Source organism: Conexibacter sp. W3-3-2 (genome assembly GCF_009707605.1).
Taxonomy (GTDB): Bacteria; Actinomycetota; Thermoleophilia; order Solirubrobacterales; family Solirubrobacteraceae; genus Paraconexibacter; species Paraconexibacter algicola.
Genome location: NZ_WLYW01000001.1, coordinates 338,862 through 354,197, shown reverse-complemented (window position 1 = coordinate 354,197; position 15,336 = coordinate 338,862). Strand labels below are relative to the sequence as shown.

At 75.2% G+C, this 15,336-nt stretch carries 15 protein-coding genes, 1 tRNA gene and 1 pseudogene; 9 read left to right on the top strand and 8 right to left on the bottom strand.

All coding sequences use genetic code 11. From position 1 onward, the window contains the following. Nucleotides 1-5: 5 nt before the first annotated feature. The 3 genes from GKE82_RS01750 to GKE82_RS01740 form a co-directional block, all read right to left on the bottom strand. On the bottom strand, nt 6-302 hold the full coding sequence (locus tag GKE82_RS01750; protein ID WP_154732144.1) for a hypothetical protein: 297 nt from the start codon (nt 300-302) through the stop codon (nt 6-8). A 10-nt stretch (nt 303-312) separates the two neighbouring features. After that, nucleotides 313-576, bottom strand: a complete 264-nt coding sequence (locus tag GKE82_RS01745; RefSeq protein ID WP_154732143.1) for a hypothetical protein — start codon at nt 574-576, stop codon at nt 313-315. 816 nt (nt 577-1,392) lie between these two features. Continuing rightward, nucleotides 1,393-1,465, bottom strand: a tRNA-Ile gene (locus tag GKE82_RS01740). Between the two features lie 219 nt (nt 1,466-1,684). On the opposite strand from GKE82_RS01740, the gene GKE82_RS01735 reads away from it, so the two are divergent. From GKE82_RS01735 to GKE82_RS01725, 3 genes are read left to right on the top strand one after another with little or no spacing between them, the layout of a single operon-like run. Continuing rightward, nucleotides 1,685-2,458: a glycosyltransferase family 2 protein gene (locus GKE82_RS01735; RefSeq protein ID WP_154732142.1), complete on the top strand. Its 774-nt coding sequence runs from the start codon at nt 1,685-1,687 to the stop codon at nt 2,456-2,458. Continuing rightward, a complete protein-coding gene (locus GKE82_RS01730; protein ID WP_154732141.1) occupies nt 2,455-3,624 on the top strand; it encodes a glycosyltransferase family 4 protein in 1,170 nt (389 codons plus the stop codon). Before GKE82_RS01735 ends, GKE82_RS01730 begins: the two co-directional genes overlap by 4 nt. Beyond that, the gene (locus GKE82_RS01725; protein WP_154732140.1) at nt 3,621-5,075 is read left to right on the top strand and encodes a hypothetical protein; all 1,455 of its coding nucleotides are present in this window, start codon (nt 3,621-3,623) and stop codon (nt 5,073-5,075) included. The genes GKE82_RS01730 and GKE82_RS01725 overlap by 4 nt, the downstream gene beginning before the upstream one ends. On the opposite strand, the gene GKE82_RS30335 is transcribed toward GKE82_RS01725, so the two are convergent. Continuing rightward, nucleotides 5,054-5,665 carry a DapH/DapD/GlmU-related protein gene (locus tag GKE82_RS30335; protein WP_154732139.1) on the bottom strand — a complete coding sequence of 204 codons (612 nt, stop codon included), beginning with the start codon at nt 5,663-5,665 and terminating at the stop codon, nt 5,054-5,056. The two genes, GKE82_RS01725 and GKE82_RS30335, sit on opposite strands and share 22 nt — an antisense overlap. Before the next feature lie 42 nt (nt 5,666-5,707). On the opposite strand from GKE82_RS30335, the gene GKE82_RS01715 reads away from it, so the two are divergent. The 6 genes and pseudogenes from GKE82_RS01715 to GKE82_RS31165 all read left to right on the top strand — a co-directional run bounded on the left by GKE82_RS01715 (nt 5,708) and on the right by GKE82_RS31165 (nt 11,908). Beyond that, a complete protein-coding gene (locus GKE82_RS01715) occupies nt 5,708-6,508 on the top strand; it encodes a hypothetical protein (protein ID WP_154732138.1) in 801 nt (266 codons plus the stop codon). Between the two features lie 98 nt (nt 6,509-6,606). After that, nucleotides 6,607-8,466: a DUF6541 family protein gene (locus tag GKE82_RS01710; protein ID WP_154732137.1), complete on the top strand. Its 1,860-nt coding sequence runs from the start codon at nt 6,607-6,609 to the stop codon at nt 8,464-8,466. Continuing rightward, on the top strand, nt 8,463-9,317 hold the full coding sequence (locus GKE82_RS01705) for a hypothetical protein (RefSeq protein ID WP_107570914.1): 855 nt from the start codon (nt 8,463-8,465) through the stop codon (nt 9,315-9,317). The genes GKE82_RS01710 and GKE82_RS01705 overlap by 4 nt, the downstream gene beginning before the upstream one ends. Next, nucleotides 9,314-10,645, top strand: a complete 1,332-nt coding sequence (locus tag GKE82_RS01700; protein WP_154732136.1) for a lipopolysaccharide biosynthesis protein — start codon at nt 9,314-9,316, stop codon at nt 10,643-10,645. Before GKE82_RS01705 ends, GKE82_RS01700 begins: the two co-directional genes overlap by 4 nt. Then, nucleotides 10,642-11,655: pseudogene (locus GKE82_RS26750) on the top strand (glycosyltransferase family 4 protein); the annotation flags it as partial. The gene GKE82_RS01700 and the pseudogene GKE82_RS26750, both read left to right, overlap by 4 nt. Nucleotides 11,656-11,674: 19 nt before the next feature. Next, nucleotides 11,675-11,908, top strand: coding sequence for a hypothetical protein (locus GKE82_RS31165; RefSeq protein ID WP_375337032.1), 234 nt, complete (start codon nt 11,675-11,677; stop codon nt 11,906-11,908). Nucleotides 11,909-11,917: 9 nt separating this feature from the next. On the opposite strand, the gene GKE82_RS01680 is transcribed toward GKE82_RS31165, so the two are convergent. The 4 genes from GKE82_RS01680 to GKE82_RS01665 form a co-directional block, all read right to left on the bottom strand. Then, entirely contained in the window at nt 11,918-12,940 is a 1,023-nt protein-coding gene (locus GKE82_RS01680) for a cellulase family glycosylhydrolase (protein WP_196189015.1), read from the bottom strand. Nucleotides 12,941-13,325: 385 nt separating this feature from the next. Next, a complete protein-coding gene (locus tag GKE82_RS01675; protein WP_154732132.1) occupies nt 13,326-14,306 on the bottom strand; it encodes a glycosyltransferase family 2 protein in 981 nt (326 codons plus the stop codon). After that, nucleotides 14,299-14,838 (bottom strand): serine acetyltransferase, encoded by a 540-nt coding sequence (locus GKE82_RS30500; protein ID WP_154732131.1) that lies wholly within the window; start codon nt 14,836-14,838, stop codon nt 14,299-14,301. The genes GKE82_RS01675 and GKE82_RS30500 overlap by 8 nt, the downstream gene beginning before the upstream one ends. Then, entirely contained in the window at nt 14,835-15,332 is a 498-nt protein-coding gene (locus GKE82_RS01665) for a hypothetical protein (RefSeq protein ID WP_230316071.1), read from the bottom strand. The genes GKE82_RS30500 and GKE82_RS01665 overlap by 4 nt, the downstream gene beginning before the upstream one ends. Between the last annotated feature and the right edge of the window lie 4 nt (nt 15,333-15,336).

Genomic DNA, 15,336 nt, shown 5'->3' with positions numbered 1-15,336 from the left:
CGAGCTCACCAGAACGATGAGCTGGCGCGCAGAGGACCGAGGTCCACGCGTGGCTCCGCTGACGTCCTGACCGACCCTCGCGATCCGGGCGTCACATCGCGGGCGTGCTCGACCGCGAGAGCGCGCGCACCACCGAAACCGTTCCGGTCTGGCAACTCGCGCTCCCGCGCGTGCCACCGGCGAATCGCTTCGGCTTCGAGGTCGCTGTAGTGGTTCATCAGCCCCATCGCGATCGCGAGAAGCCCGGGAAGGATCGGGCCGTGCCCCAGGAGCGGAAACACGCGCTGCACCAGACTGGACAACCCGAATTCGTCAGGGTGGCCCGACCGGACCCGTGTCGTTGCTCCCGAGGTCGTCGTCGGAGTCCGGCGTGAGGTCGGCAAGCAGCCACCCGGCGGGGACGAGCAGTACGCCACTCGCCCACCATGTCCAGTCCATCGGCTGAACCAGGTACAGAACGATCGCGCCGATCGCCAGGAGAGCGCTGATCGCCCACAGCACGAGATAGGTGCTCTTGATGACGTGAGCTCGTGGTGCGAGGAACACATCGCCAGCCCTGGCCAACCACGTCCGCATGCTCGCAATGGTTCCGGGCGATGCGCGGCCACGCAAGCGTCAGTCCTCGCGGTCCGTCAGGCGGGCAGCCTGTGGGTCGACGTTGGTCATCTCTCGCTAGCGCGTTCACGCGAGGCTGTCGCACACCGTCTTGATGCTGCGGGCTCGCTGGTGCCAGAATCGATCGATGGCACGCGGTCGATATCGCTGGCGCACCGCGGCCCGTCGTCGACTGCCCTGGTTCTTGGTGAATCTTGGCGTGCTGCCGAAGGGGCGGAGCGACTGCGGTGCGCACGAGTTCTACAACGCGGATGGCGTGGTCGAGCGCTGCTATCACTGCAGCGTGGGCGAGCGTCCGTTCGACGCGGACCATTTCCCACGGTCTGGCTGACGGCCGGCGGCGGTGGGCGTCCAGAGCCACGCCGAGGATCCGCTCACCGCGCTCCATGCCCCAGTCGTCGCGCCAGCTGCGCTCGGCGCGCCGACGGCGCTGGCCGGCGGTCGTGGGGTCGCGGCAGATCCCGCATGCGGCGGTCCCGCAGTCCCACGGGCTCGCATTCGCCAGCGCCCCGTGGCTCAGGCGACGACGAATCGCGGGGTCGAGGCGGTCGGGGCGGCAGCCCACGACGCGCAGGTACCGGGCACGACGTGCCGCGACGATGCGGTCGGTGTGAAACCGGCGGCGGTGGCGGGTGCGGCGCACGGGGCGCTCCTCGGGTGGGCCCCGCCCCCACCACGGCGGTGAGGGCTAGAGCGTCTCGGGAAACGCGCGTCGCATCGGTCAGAGGGTATCCGGCCCGGAAGCGTTCTGCCTGCGCGTCAGCGGTCCTTCACCAGTAGGCCGGCCTGGACTCGAACCAGGATCTGACGGATTATGAGTCCGCTGCTCTGACCATTGAGCTACCGGCCCGCGGGCGTCACGGTACCGGCCCGCCCGGCCGCCCCGGCGGCCCCCGGGTGGACCGCACGTCGGACGGGACGCGGACGGATGTTCGACCGCGGGGCCACCCGGGTCTGTGCAGGCAGGCCGGGAGATCCCCGTCATAGCGCGCTTCAATCGTCGTGCCCGGCGTGTCCAGACCGTTCCAGCCGGGGCATCAGCGACCGAGATCTGCCCGGAGGGCACTCCATGATCAGCAGCACACGCACCACGGACGTGGGCGGTCAGCCGCGCCTGCGTCCATCCATCACCGGCCGGACCACGATCGAGGACCCCGTCCGCGTCAGCGTGATCATCCCGACCCTCAACGAGGCGGAGAACCTGCCGCACGTCCTGTCGCGCCTGCCGAAGGTGCACGAGGTGATTCTCGTCGACGGGCACTCCACCGACGGCACCGTCGAGGTCGCGCGCCGTCTGCGTCCCGACGTCGTCGTGGTCGACGAGCAGCGCCGTGGCAAGGGGGCCGCGCTCGCCGCCGGGTTCGCGGCGGCCACCGGGGACATCATCGTGATGCTCGACGCCGACGGCTCCGCCGACGGGGCGGAGATCCCCCGGTTCGTCGAGGCGCTGCTGTACGGCGCGGACTTCGCGAAGGGCACGCGGTTCGCGCACGGGGGCGGCTCGATCGACATCACCCCGATCCGTCGGGCGGGGAACCTCGCGCTCTCCGGGCTCACCAACCGCGTGCACGGCACCCGGTACACGGACCTCTGCTACGGCTACAACGCGTTCTGGACGCGGTGCCTGCCCGCGCTCGACGTCGACTGCGACGGCTTCGAGGTCGAGACGCTGATCAACATCCGCATCCAGCGCGCGGGCCTGAACGTCGTCGAGGTGCCGAGCTTCGAGTTCGGGCGCCTGCACGGGTCGAGCAACCTGCGCGCGGTCCGCGACGGGTTCCGGGTGCTCGGCACGATCTTCCGCGAACGGCAGCGGGTCCCGGCCGAGGCCGTTGCCGCGTGAGGCCTGCCCTGGACGCCACCGTCGAGCTCGACCGGACGGTCGCCACCGACCTGTCCGAGCGGATCCTGCTGGTCACCCCCGGCTACCCGCCGGACCTCGGCGGCATCGAGCACCACGTCGCCCAGCTCGCCCGCGGGATCGTCACCGGCACGAGCTGCGAGGTCGTCGTCGCGACGTTCGGGAACCCCGGGGACGAGGAGCCGCGCGTGGAGCACCTCGACGGGGTGACCGTCCACCGCTTCCCGCTGACCGTCGCCCGCCCGGCCTACCGGTACTCGCGCGACCTGCACGCCTGGCTGCGCGCGCACGGCCGCGACTTCGGGATCGTCCACAGCCACGGGTACCACGCCCTCCCGGCGCTCGCCGCGTCGCGGATCCGCGGTCCGGTCACGGTCTTCACGCCGCACTACCACGGCACCGGGCACTCGCTCGTGCGCCGCTACCTGCACCGCGTGTACCGGCCGGCGGGGCACGGGATCATGCGGCGCGCCGACGCGATCCTCTGCGTCTCCGAGGCGGAGGCCGCGCGCGTGCGCCGGCACTTCCCGAGCACCGGCTCGAAGATCCACGTCGTCCCCAACGGCGTCGATCCGCCGTCCGCGTTCACCCCGCCGATGACCAGCCGCGAGACCGTCGTGCTGTGCAGCGGCCGGCTCGAGGCCTACAAGGGCGTCGACCACCTCGTCGCCGCCGCCGCGGAGCTCGGGGACGACTACCGCGTCGTCGTCACCGGGGACGGCCCGCACCTCGCGACGCTGCGCGAGCTCGCCGCCCGGCTCGGGGTCCAGGAGCGCGTCCTGCTCACCGGGATCCTGCCGGTCGAGGAGCTGCAGCGCTGGCAGCGGGCGGCGGCGGTGTACGTGACGCTGTCCACCAACGAGGCGTTCAACATCGCCGCCTACGAGGCCGCCGGTGCCGGGGCGCGGATCGTCGCCTCCGACATCCCCGCGCACCGCGAGATGCTCGACCGCCTGCTGCCCGGGACCGTCGTGCTCGTCCCCGCCCGCCCCGACGTCCCCGCGCTGGCGCGCGTCATCGAGGCGAGCGCCGGACTGGAGCGGGTGACCGCACCGCAGCCCGTCCCGACCTGGACCGACGCGGTGCAGCGCGTCGTGTCGATCTATCGCGAGGAGCTCGCATCCCCGTCCCGCGTGCGCGCCTCGTGATCGCCCGCCGGTCCCTCCTCGCCGCCTGCGCGGTGGCGCTGGCGCCGCTCTGCGTTCCCGCGCCCGTGACGGCCGCCGTCCCCACGCGCATGGTCGCGTTCCCGTCCGCGCACGCCGAGATCGTCGTCGCGACGACGAGCATGCGCGACCTCGTGGCCGGCCGCGCGGTCCGGTTCGTCTACATCGCCGAGCGCGGCGCGCTCGTCGGCGTGCGCGTCACCGTCCGCCAGGGGACCCGCAGCTGGGTCGCGACGCGGACCGCCATCCCCGCCGCGGCCGGCGGCCACCCGTCCGGCGTCGCACTGCCGCCCGCCGCGGTCCGCGCCGTGGCGACCTGTCGTCCCACCACGGTCACGGTCGCCGCGTTCACCACCCGCCGCACGCCGGTGGCCGTGGACCGCGTCACGCTGCTGCGCGACGCGGCACGCTGCCCGGACCGCCCGCCCCGGCTCACGGTCCCGGCCCGGCCGTCCGCGACGACGAAGGGCATCGCCGTCCCGGCGACCTTCCTGCAGGAGTCCCCGGCCCGGATGGCCGCCGACCTCAACGCGGTGCGGTCGCTCGGCGCCGGGTTCCTGCGCGTGCCGATGGACTGGCCGAAGGTCGAGGCGCGCTCCGGCGTGCGCCGCTGGACGGCGCTCGACGCCGCCGTCCGCGGGACCACCGCCCGCCGGATCGGCACGCTGGGCCTCCTCACCGCCGCCCCGCGCTGGGCCTCCCCCGAGGGCACGAGCTACCCGCGCGACCCGGTGCGGTTCGCCGCGTTCGCCGCGCGCACGGTCGCCCGCTACGCCCCCTACGGCGTGCGCCACTGGGAGGTCTGGAACGAGCCCAACTTCGCGCTCTTCTGGGCCCCCGCGGTCGACCCGGCCTCCTACGCGCGGCTGCTGCGCCTGACCTCGATCACGATCCACGCGGTCCAGCCGCGCGCGGTCGTGATCAGCGGCGGCCTGGCCCGCGTCGACTTCGACTCGACGAGCCTGCCCGCCAACGTGTTCCTCGAGCAGATGCTCGTCAGCGGCGTGGTGCCGCAGACCGACGCGATCGGCCTGCACCCGTACACGTTCCCGTTCTCGCCGCTGGACCCCGACGACAGCACCCGCAACGCCTGGCGGCTGATCGAGCGGCCGCTCGACGGGATCCTCGCGCTGCTGCGGCTCGCCGACCAGGAGTCCAAGCCGCTGTGGATCACCGAGTACGGGGCACCGGACCGCGGGTCGGGCGCGGCCACCGGATCACCCGACGGCGTCGGCGAGGCCCGGCAGGCGCAGCTCGTCACCGACCTGTACGCGGCCCTGCGCGGGCGCGCCTGGGCCGGTCCGGCGTTCTGGTACGCGCTGCGGGACCGCACCGACATCGCGGCCTCGTCGGTGGAGTCCGCGTTCGGCCTGCTGCACGCCGACGGGCGCCTGAAGCCCGCCGGGACCGCCTACCGGGCGCTCGCGCCGTGACCGTCCCCGCTCGCCCGGGTCGCGCGGCCCAGCTGGGTCTCGGCCGTCACCTCGCCGATCGGCTTGGCGGGCACGCCGGCGACGATCGTGGCCGCCGGCACGTCCCGGGTCACGACCGCGTTGGAGCCGACGACGCTGTGGTCGCCGATCGTCACGCCCGCCTGGATCGTCGCCTTCGCGCCGACCCACACGTTGCGTCCGATGACCACGGGCGCGCTGTCCCACGGCCGCTGCAGGAACGGGGTGTCGTCCAGGCCCGCCCGGTGCTGACCATCGTGCACGGACGCCCACTCGGCCAGGCCCGACGCCTCCCCGACCTCGATGCGCTCGCTGGCGTCGAGGTAGACGCCGCGGCCGAGGATCACGTTGTCCGCCAGGCGCAGGTGCCCGTGGACGTGCAGCGTCACGTCGGGGTGGATGACGACGCCGCGACCGATCTCCAGCCGGCCGTGCGGGCCGATCTGGATGAGCGCCCCGTGGTCGATCCAGAACAGCGGCCAGCGCTGACGCGGATTGCGCACCCACCAGCCCGCCCAGCGCAGCAGGCCAGCCACGTGGCGGAGGGTCACCATCTGCAGGATGCGGCGCATGGGCACGGATTCAAGCGGACCGGTCAAGCCGCGCTCTGCGCCGTGCTGGCCGCGCTGACGCTCGCCGCGTGCGGTGGCGACGACGGCCCGTCGGGCCCGACCGTGTCCGACGACCGCACGATCGACGTCGCCCTCGGCTACGGGCCGGTCGTGCCGCTGCGCGCGCGGCTCGTCGGTCCGCTCGACGGCAACGCCTGGGTCTTCACCCGTCCCGGGGCGGGGCGTCCGACCGGTCCGCCCGTCGTGTTCGTGCACGACTGGGGCGCGACCGACCCGACGACCCACGGCCCGTGGATCGCGCACCTCGTCGCCGCCGGCCGGACCGTCGTGTTCCCGCTCTACCAGACCGGTCAGGGCGACCGGCCGTCGCGGGCGCTGCCGCAGGCCGCCACCGGCATCCGCAACGCGCTCGAGCTCCTCGGGGTCAGCCCGCGCCGCGCCTTCTACCTCGGCTACGGCGCGGGCGGCGCGCTCGCCGCGGACATCGCCGCGAGCGCCGGCCCGCTCACCCTGCCACGGGCCGCCGGGGTCGTCGCCGCCTACCCCAGCCGCACCGTGCGGCCGCTGCTCACCGACGAGGGCAGCGTGCGGCTGCCCGCGCCCGCCGGCCGGCGACTCGCGCCCGGCACGCCGCTGCTGGCGCTCGCCGGCGCCGACGACAGCCCCGAGACGCGGACCGTCGCGCGGACGCTCGTGCGCGCCGCCGGGCCGACCGGCCGGCTGCGCGTGATCACCGATCCGCGGATCTCCGAGCACACCGGCCCGATCCAGACCGACCCCGTCGCCCGGCGCACCTTCTGGGCGACGGTCGACCGACTCATCGACTCCGAGGACGACGCCTGAATGGCCCTGACCGTCGACCAGCCGACGATCCCCCGATCCCCGAGCAGGACGGCGGCGAGGCGCGCCGCTGGCCGCGCCGCCTGACCTGGGCGAGCTTCGTGGTCGCCCCCGCGCTCATGGCCTGGTCGTACTCGATCGCGGCGACGAGCCCGGCGGACGACCAGCTGCACTACTCGGTCTTCTGGCTCGGCATGCTGTCGGTCCTGCTGCCGGTCGGCGCGCGGCTGCTCTCCCCCGCCCCCGGCCGCGACGAGCGGCTCCTGCTCGTCATCGCCACGGGGCTCGTCCTCTACGTCCCGAAGTTCCTGCGGGAGACCAGCGGGATCGTCTTCCACGACGAGTTCGCGCACGCCCGGCAGGTGCAGCTGATCACCGACAACGGCCGCCTCGGCGACCTCAACCCGCTGATCCAGATCGTCCAGTCCTTCCCCGGCCTGCACAGCATCACCGCGACGCTCCAGGAGGTCTCCGGGATCGGGCAGCCCGCGACGATCGCGCTGCTCATCGGGCTGCTGCACGCGTTCGGGCTCGTCGGCCTGTTCCTCCTGGCCGAGAGCGTGAGCGGGTCCTCGCGGATCGGGGCGCTCGCCGGGTTCCTCTACACCGTCAACGCCAGCTACCTGTACTTCGACGCCCAGTTCTCCTACGAGAGCCTGTCGCTGCCGCTGCTGTTCTGGACGCTGGTGTGCGTGGACCGCGCCCGCCGCTCGCTCGGGGACCGGGGCGCGTGCCTGGGCTGGTGCGGCCTGGCGATCACGATCGGCGGCGGGCTCGTCGTCACCCACCACCTGACCGCGTACGTGCTCTGCATGCTGCTGCTCGGCGTCACCGTGGTCGGCGCGGTCCGCGCGCTGCGGGGCCGCGCGGCATGGCCGCCGGTGCGGCTGACCTTCGCCCTGTTCGTCGTGGCCACCAGCGCGTGCGTCTTCTGGGGTGTCGTCCGCGCCCCGCTGGTCAAGCAGTACCTCGAGCCGCGGATCACGCAGGGCTTCAGCCAGCTGTTCGACATCGCCAGCCGCAACAAGGAAGGCCGGGAGCTGTTCGCGCAGAGCACGCTGCCGACCTACGAGCGCGTGCTCGGCTTCCTCGTCGCGCCGATCGCGCTCGTCGCCACCCTCGGCGGGCTGTGGCTCGTCTGGCAGGCGATCCGTCGCCGGCGCGAGCGGCTGGACGACATGCACCTGACGTTCGTCGGCCTCGGGCTGCTGTACCTGCCGTCGTTCCCGCTGCTGCTGTCGGTGGCGGGCAACGAGGGCGCGCGGCGCAGCTGGGCCACGAGCTACATCGGGCTGGTCGTGCTCGTGTCCCCGGCGGTCGTGCACCTGTGGGACCGTCACCGTCGCCGCCCCGGCCGCCCCCCGGGCCCGCCGGGCCGACGGCGACGGCCACGGCCGCTGGTCGTCGGTGCCGCGCTGGGTGCCGCGTTCACCGCCAGCGTGATCGGCAACACCGCCATCGGGCTCAACGAGACCTACCGCTTCCCGGGACCGTACGTGTACGGGTCGGACACGCGCTCGGTCACGCCCGAGCTCGTCGACTTCTCCCGCAACCTCGACGACACCTACGGGCCGGGGAACCGCGTCGTCGGCGACCGCTACACGACGCTGCTGACCGGCACGATCGGCCGCCAGTCCACCTCGCGGCCGTCCGCGGGCTTCCCGGTCTGGCAGATGTACTTCGACCCGTTCCCGACCGACGCGCTGCTCAACCAGCTGAAGGGCTCGGAGTGGAAGTTCCTCGTCGTCGACCGGCAGATGGGCCTGTTCACCCCGCGGATCGGCGTGTACTTCGAGCCGGACGAGCCGCTCGCGCAGATCCGGACCGAGCCGCCGTCCCCGGAGTTCCTGGACAAGTACGAGCGGCTGCCGTTCACGCTGAAGGTGAGCCAGTCGGACAACCTGAACCTCTACCGGTTCGACTTCGGGGCGCTCGACGCGCAGCGGGCGGGTCTGCGATGAGCGTCGCGACCGAGCCCCGGCCCACGCCGGCCCCCGCGCCCGCGCTGCGGCTGACGTCCGTGCTGCTGATCGCGGCCGGCCTGTTCCTCGCCATCGCGGCCGACCTGCCGCAGCCGCTGCGGGCGCTCGCCGCACCCGTCGCCGTGTTCGCCCCGGGTCTCGCGCTGCTGACCGTGGCGCTGCGCGCCGACCAGCGGCCCGACCCGATCGTGCGCGCGGTCCTCGCCGCGATGCTCTCGTTCGCGGTCATCGCGCTGACCGTCATCGTGGTCGACCCGCTCGTCGACCGGCTCGACCCCGGGGTCTTCGGCCGCTCGATCGGCGGTGTCGTGATCGTGCTCGCGCTGATCGGCTCCCTGCGCTCCCCTGGGCCCGACGTGCTGCGCGACCCGCTGGACCGCGGCTCGGTCGGCACGTTCGCCGCCGTCGTCGCCGCCGCGATCGCGGTGATCGCCCTGTGCCTGCAGGTGCTGCCCAAGCCCGACCCGATCCCGTACTTCCGCTTCGGGCTCGCGGGGCCGTGGGCGCAGCTGGACCGCACGGTCGAGCCGGTCGGGGACCAGCTGCGCGTCGACCTGCAGCTGAAGAACGACGGGCCGCGCGCGCAGTCGTACACGATCGTCCCGACGCTGCGCGGGGCGCAGCGCTGGGAGCGGCGCACGGTCACCGTCCCGGCGGGCGAGACGTGGCGCGGCACGGTCAGCGGACCGGTGCCGACGTCCCGGGAGTGCTTCAACCGCATGGCGATCGCGCTGCGCCGCGGCGCCCGGACCGACCACGTCGCGGTCCTGACGTTCTACGTGCGCGGCACGCGGTCGATCTGCCCGTCGCTGCCGGTGAGCCGCCGGTGAGCGCCCTGCGGGGACCGGTGACCGAGGCGGTGGCGCGCGCCCGGGCGGCGCTCGCCGATCCGCTGCTGCGCAACGCCCTCTACATCATGGGGACGACCATCGTCACCGCGCTCGCGGGGTTCGTCTTCTGGATCGTCGCGGCCCGCACGATGGCCACGGACGAGGTCGGGGTCGGGGCGGCGCTCGTCTCGACGATGCTGCTCGTCGGGCTGCTGACGAACCTCGGCTTCGGGCACGTGTTCATCGCCCGGCTCGCCTCGCGCGCACCGGGCGCGGAGTGGTCGCTGACCGTGTGCGTCGGCCTGGCGACGACCGCCGCGGCGAGCCTCGCCGCCGGGCTCCTCGCCGCGCTGCTGCTGCCGCTGATCGTCGAGGACGTGCGCCGCGGCACCGGGCTGGAGCTGTTCGTGCTGCTGCCGCTCGGCGTGACCGGGGCGGCGTGGTCGTTCCTATTCGACTACGCGTGCATCGCCGAGCGGACCGCCGCTCCCGCGTTCTGGCGCAACGGCGGGATGGCGGTGCTGCGCGTCGCGGCGCTCGCCGCCGTGCCGCTCGTCGGGGCGGCCGGCAACGGCTGGGTGCTCGGCGCCTGGGTCGGGGCGTTCGCGGTCTTCAGCGTGCTGGGCCTGGCCCGGACCCTGCCGCGGCTGGAGCGCGACTTCTCCCCCACGCTGCGCGGCTGGCGGCCGGAGCTCGCCGCGATGCGCGGGCTGCTGGCCGGGCACCACGTCATCAACGTCGGCGGCCAGGTCGCCCCGTTCGTGCTGCCCGTGGTCGTCTCCGCGCAGCTCGGCGCCGAGGAGAACGCGCACTTCTACGCGACCTGGATGGTCGCGACGGTGATCTTCCTCATCGCCCCGTCGCTGAGCAACGCGCTGTTCGCGGAGGGCGCGCACCACCCCGAGCGCGTCGAGGACGACCTGCGCCGCGCCGTGCGCCAGTTCACCGTGCTGGCGATCCCGACCGCGGTGCTGCTGGTGGCCGCCGGTCCGCTCGTGCTGCGGGTCTTCGGGGACGCCTACAGCGAGGACAGTCGCGCGCTGCTCGCGCTCCTGGTCCTCACCGCGGCCGCCGACGCCGGGCAGTCGATGAGCGTCGCGGTCCTGCGGGTCCGCGAGCGGCTGCGCGACGCGGCGAGCGTGACGCTGACCTCGGTCGTCGTCGGGGTCGGTGCCACCTGGGTGCTGCTGCCGTCGCTGGGCGTCGGCGGCGCGGCGATCGGCCTCGGGATCGGGCGGCTGCTCGGCCTCGTGCTCGGCGTCCGCGCGATCCGGCGCGGCGCGCTCGCGCCCGCGCTCGTCCCGGCCCGGCCGGCGGTCGAGACGTGAGCGCTCCGCTGCGCGTCCTCGCCGTCCAGGAGGCCTACCCGCCGGTCGTCGGCGGCCTCGAGCGCCACACGCGGACGGTCTCACACGAGCTGGCCGCGCGCGGGCACGCGGTCACGGTCGCGGTCACCCACCACGACGGGCTGGCGGCGTCCGACGGGCCCGTGCGGCTCGAGCGGCTGGAGATGCTCGCGGCGCGCCTGCCCAGCGACCTCTCCCGCGACCACATGCCGTTCGTGCAGCACCCGCCGCTGCCCGACCCGCTGACGGTCCGGTCGCTGCGGCGGCTGATCGCCCGGGACCGCCCGGACGTCGTGCACGCCCGCAGCTGGATGGTCCACTCGCTGCTGGCCGCCGTCCGCGGGCTCGCGCACCCGCCGAAGGTCGTCGTCAGCGTGCACGACTACTTCCCGGTCTGCGCGAACCGCTCGCTGATGCGCGACGGGGTGCCCTGCGGCGGCCCACGCCTGGCGGCGTGCGTGACGTGCAGCGCCCGGGTCTCGTCGGCCCCGGTGGGGGTCGCGAAGGCGCTCGGCGTGCACGGCGGCCGGCGACGGCTGGCCGCGATCGACCGGTGGCTCGCGGTGTCGGAGACCGTCCGGCAGGCGATCGCTCCCGTGGTCCCGGGCGGCCTGCGCGCGATCGAGGTGGTCGGATCGACCGTCCCGGACGCGGTGTTCGACCCGCTCGACCCGGCGGTCGCCCCGCCGCTGGACGGGCCCTACGTCCTGTTCGTCGGGTCGGTCCTGCCGTTCAAGGGCGTCGACGTGCTGCTCGACGCGCACGCACGCCTGGGCGCGGCGGCGCCGCCGCTCGTCCTGCTGGGCTCGGGGCGCCCCGACCGGCTCGGGCCGCGGGTGCACGCGGTGGGTCCCCGCCCGCACCCGGAGGTGATGGCCGCGTGGCGGCACGCGCAGGTCGGGGTGATCCCGAGCCGGTGGCCGGAGCCGTTCGGGCAGGTCGCGGTCGAGGCGATGGCCAGCGGCGTGCCGCTCGTCGCCTCGGACACCGGGGGGCCTGCGCGACATCGTCGTGGACGAGCACACCGGCCTGCTCGTCCCGCCCGGCGACCCGGTCGCGCTGGCCGCGGCGCTCGCGCGGCTGCTGGCCGACGACGCGCTGCGCGCCCGGCTCGCGGCGGCGGGCCCGGTGCGGGCGCGGCGGTACCACGTCGCCCGGTTCGTCGACCGGCTCGAGGAGATCTACGCGGACACGGTCGCCGGACCGGCCGCCGGGAACTCCCGTCCGGTCGCGCTCGCGCGCTGAGCGGCGAGCTCACGGCGCGGGCGTCTCGCGCCGCACCGCGGCGGCGAACGCCGCCACCGCGGGCTTGGCCGTGAAGTCGAAGCGGAAGAGGCCGAACGACCGCTCGCGGTCCCCCGGGATCGGGGACAGGTCGCGGTTGGCGTACCAGAACACCGGGCCGAGCCGGCGCGAGCGGCGGGCGAGCGCGTACCCGTCGGCGAGGATCGCGGCCTGCTCCTGCTCGGTCACGCCGTCGACCCCGCCCGTCGGCGCGCCGAACTCGGTCACCCAGATCGGCAGCCGCCCGCGGCCCGCCGCCCGCAGCTGGGCGCGCACGCTGTCGGGGCGCAGCCCGAGGTCGGGCCAGGCGTTGCGACGGTCGGTTGTCGGGACGCTCGCGCGCAGCGGGTAGGTGTACGGGTGGACCGCGACCGCGTCGACGTCCCCGAGCCCGCCGCTGCGCAGCACGCCGCGCAGGAACCGCAGGGCGGTCAGGCCGCCGCTCGAGTCGACCGTCCGGGCCAGTCCGCCGCTGAGGATCCGCGCACCGGGATCGACCGCGCGGACGATCGCGGCCGAGGGCCGAAGCAGGCTGCCGTAGCGGCGCGGCGACACCCGCGGCCCCCAGAAGCGCGGCAGGTTCGGCTCGTTCCAGATCTCCCAGTCGCGCACCCCGCGCGTGCGGAAGTGCGCGACCGCCCGACCGACGAACGTCGCGAACTCCGCGGCGCTGCGCGGCTCCGGGCCGGACGGGACCCGCCGCGCCCAGGCGGGCGCGTAGGTCGGCACCAGCAGCGTGCGGATGCCGCGCGCGGCGGCGAGGTCGACGACGCGGTCGAAGCGCGAGAAGTCGACCGCTCCCGGCGTCGGCTCGACCCGCTCCCAGTCCAGCGCGATCCGCAGCCACCGCACCCCGGTCGCCGAGAGGAGCGCGAGATCGCGGTCGACGACCTCGGCGGGCAGGTCGACGAGACCGCCGGAGGTGGCGACCCCGGGGTGCCCGCCGTGACGGCGGCGGGCGGGGCGGACCGCACGACGGTCGGCGTCGCGCACGGGGCGCCGGCGCGCTGCAGCGTCGTGGCCGTCTCGCGGACGGTCCGGGTGGTGCGCAGCCGCAGGGTCGCCACGAGCGGATCGCAGCCCGCCAGCAGCGCCCGGGCCGCCTCGTCCAGCGGCAGCCGCACCACGGTGCCCGTCGGGCGGGCGACGACGCGCCCGCGCGAGCGCAGCGTCGCGCCGCCCGCGGCACCGGTGAGCCGCACCGCGACGCGGACCCGCCCCGTGGAGAGACCGACCAGCGCGACACGGACGGCGTCCCGGGCCAGCAGCCGCTCGGGCGCGGGCTCCACGAGCACCCCGGCGACCGTGGCCGGCGCCGCGGCGGGGGCGGCGAGCGCGAGCGCGACGGTCCCGGCGACCGCCACCGTGCTGCGACGGATCAACGCGCGGCCCATCGCTCCTGGGCGGTGCCGATCACGTAGCCGGCGACGGTGAAGGCGAGCCCGAGCACGATCATCGCCGACCGGCCGAGCGGGGCGACGGTGCGGGTCCGCAGCGCCTCGCCGACGCCGCCGAGCACCCCGGACGGCAGCGTGCGGGCGACGTAGTCGCGCTCGGTGCTCGTGCCCGCGTCGCTGCCGACGTGGGCGGCCAGCGCCGCCTTGCCGGTCCCCTCCAGCCAGCAGCGGCGCAGGAAGTAGCGGGGCTCGGTGCGCCCGGCGGGCACCGCGTGCCAGACGGCCGCGGTCGGCTCGAAGCGCCACTGCGCGTCGGGCCACCGCTGTCCCGCGCGGATGCACAGGTCGGTCTCCTCCGGGGCGGAGCGCGTCCCGACCTTGCCGAAGCCGGTGCGGAAGCCGCCGAGCTGCTCGAAGCGGTCGCGGCGCATCGTCATGTTCGCGGCGATGAGGTTGCGGACGGTCGCCGCCTCCTGCGGCGAGCCGCGGAACGTGCAGCCGACGACCCAGTCGAACTCGGGCGGAAACCAGGCGGGCCGCGCGGTCGCCCAGTCCGGGCGGATCGGCCCGCCCGCGCCGAGCACGGTCGGGTCGGCGAAGAGCTCGTGCAGGGCGGCGAGCCAGCCGGGCGCGACGTGGACGTCGTCGTCGATGAACGCGAGGACCTCGCCGGTCGCGACGGCCGATCCGGCGTTGCGCGCCCCGCCCGCCCCGGCGTGGCGGTCGTTCTCGACGGCGATGACGTCGGGGAGGGTCGCGCGCACGCGCTCGAGCAGCTCGGGGTTGCCGTCCACCGCGACGATGATCTCGTGCGGCGCCGGCTCCTGCGCGCGCAGCGACGCGACGGCCCGCTGCAGGTCGTCCCAGCGGTCGAGGGTGTAGGCGGCGATGACGACGGAGAAGCGGGGGTCCCGGTAGGCGGGCACCGGGCCCGCGGTGAGCACGGCGGCGGGGTCAGGCATCGGGATCCTCCGGGAGGTCGGGGGCGTCGAGGCCCATGAGCGCGGCGAGGCTGCGGACCTGGTCGGGCCGCATCGGCCGGACGGTCGCGGGCACGCCGCTGGCGATGTGGAAGTCGGGGACGTCGTCGATGACGAGCGCCTTGGCGCCGATCGCGCACAGGCGCCCGACCCGCACCGGTCCCAGGACCGCCGCCCCGTTGCCGACGAGCACGCCGGGACCGAACGTCGGTGGACCGTCCGGCTCGACGAGGCGGTGCCCGAGCATCGCGGCGGGCGCGATGACGATCGGGCCCTCGAAGCGGCAGTCGGCGTGGATCGCCATCCCGAGGCCGTTGTGGAGCAGCACGAGCTGGCGGGGCCAGCGGATCCCCGCGGGCAGGTCCGCGCCGAACACGACCCGGGTGAGGATCTGCAGCAGCGTCGGGACCAGCGGCACCCGCCGCCGCGCGAGCCAGGCGGCGAGCCGGACCGGCCCGAGCACGAACGAGTGGGTCGGCTCGAAGCGGTCGCGCAGCGTGTTGGCCGTCCTCACGCCGCCACCCCGAGCGCGGGCGACGCGGCCAGCAGCCGGATCACGGTGGCCGCCCCGACCAGGTCCGCGACGAGATCGGACGCCGTGTCCGTCGCGCCCAGCGACATCTGCGTGCCCAGCCACGCGTCCGCCAGCGCCTCCGCGCCCTCCCAGGCGACCCCCACGAGGCCGACGAGCAGCAGCGCGAGCAGGCCGTGCCGGGCGACCGGCGCCGGGGTCCGCGGGAGCAGCCCGCGCAGCAGCACGAGCGCGAGCAGCGCGCTGGCGACGCCGTGGACGACGAGGTCGCCGCCGAGGTGGTCCGGCAGCACCCCGAGAGCGGCGAGCGCGAGCAGCCCGCAGAGGCCGCCGGTGAACAGGAGCTCCTCCCGCGGCGGCGCCAGGCGGGCGAGCAGGCTCGCGAGGAGCCCGGACAGCAGCAGCACCGCGGCCGCGGGATCGGCGGAGCGCAGGCCCGCCCACGCGCCGACGACGAGCCCGACCCGCAGGGCCATGCTC

What these genes read in the sequence shown, in the direction of transcription:
- GKE82_RS01745 (WP_154732143.1), bottom strand. Translation starts at nt 576, where the DNA reads ATGCGGACGTGGTTGGCCAGGGCTGGCGATGTGTTCCTCGCACCACGA.
- GKE82_RS01735 (WP_154732142.1), top strand. Translation starts at nt 1,685, where the DNA reads ATGATCAGCAGCACACGCACCACGGACGTGGGCGGTCAGCCGCGCCTG.
- GKE82_RS30335 (WP_154732139.1), bottom strand. Translation starts at nt 5,665, where the DNA reads ATGCGCCGCATCCTGCAGATGGTGACCCTCCGCCACGTGGCTGGCCTG.
- GKE82_RS01705 (WP_107570914.1), top strand. Translation starts at nt 8,463, where the DNA reads ATGAGCGTCGCGACCGAGCCCCGGCCCACGCCGGCCCCCGCGCCCGCG.
- GKE82_RS01675 (WP_154732132.1), bottom strand. Translation starts at nt 14,306, where the DNA reads ATGCCTGACCCCGCCGCCGTGCTCACCGCGGGCCCGGTGCCCGCCTAC.
- GKE82_RS01665 (WP_230316071.1), bottom strand. Translation starts at nt 15,332, where the DNA reads ATGGCCCTGCGGGTCGGGCTCGTCGTCGGCGCGTGGGCGGGCCTGCGC.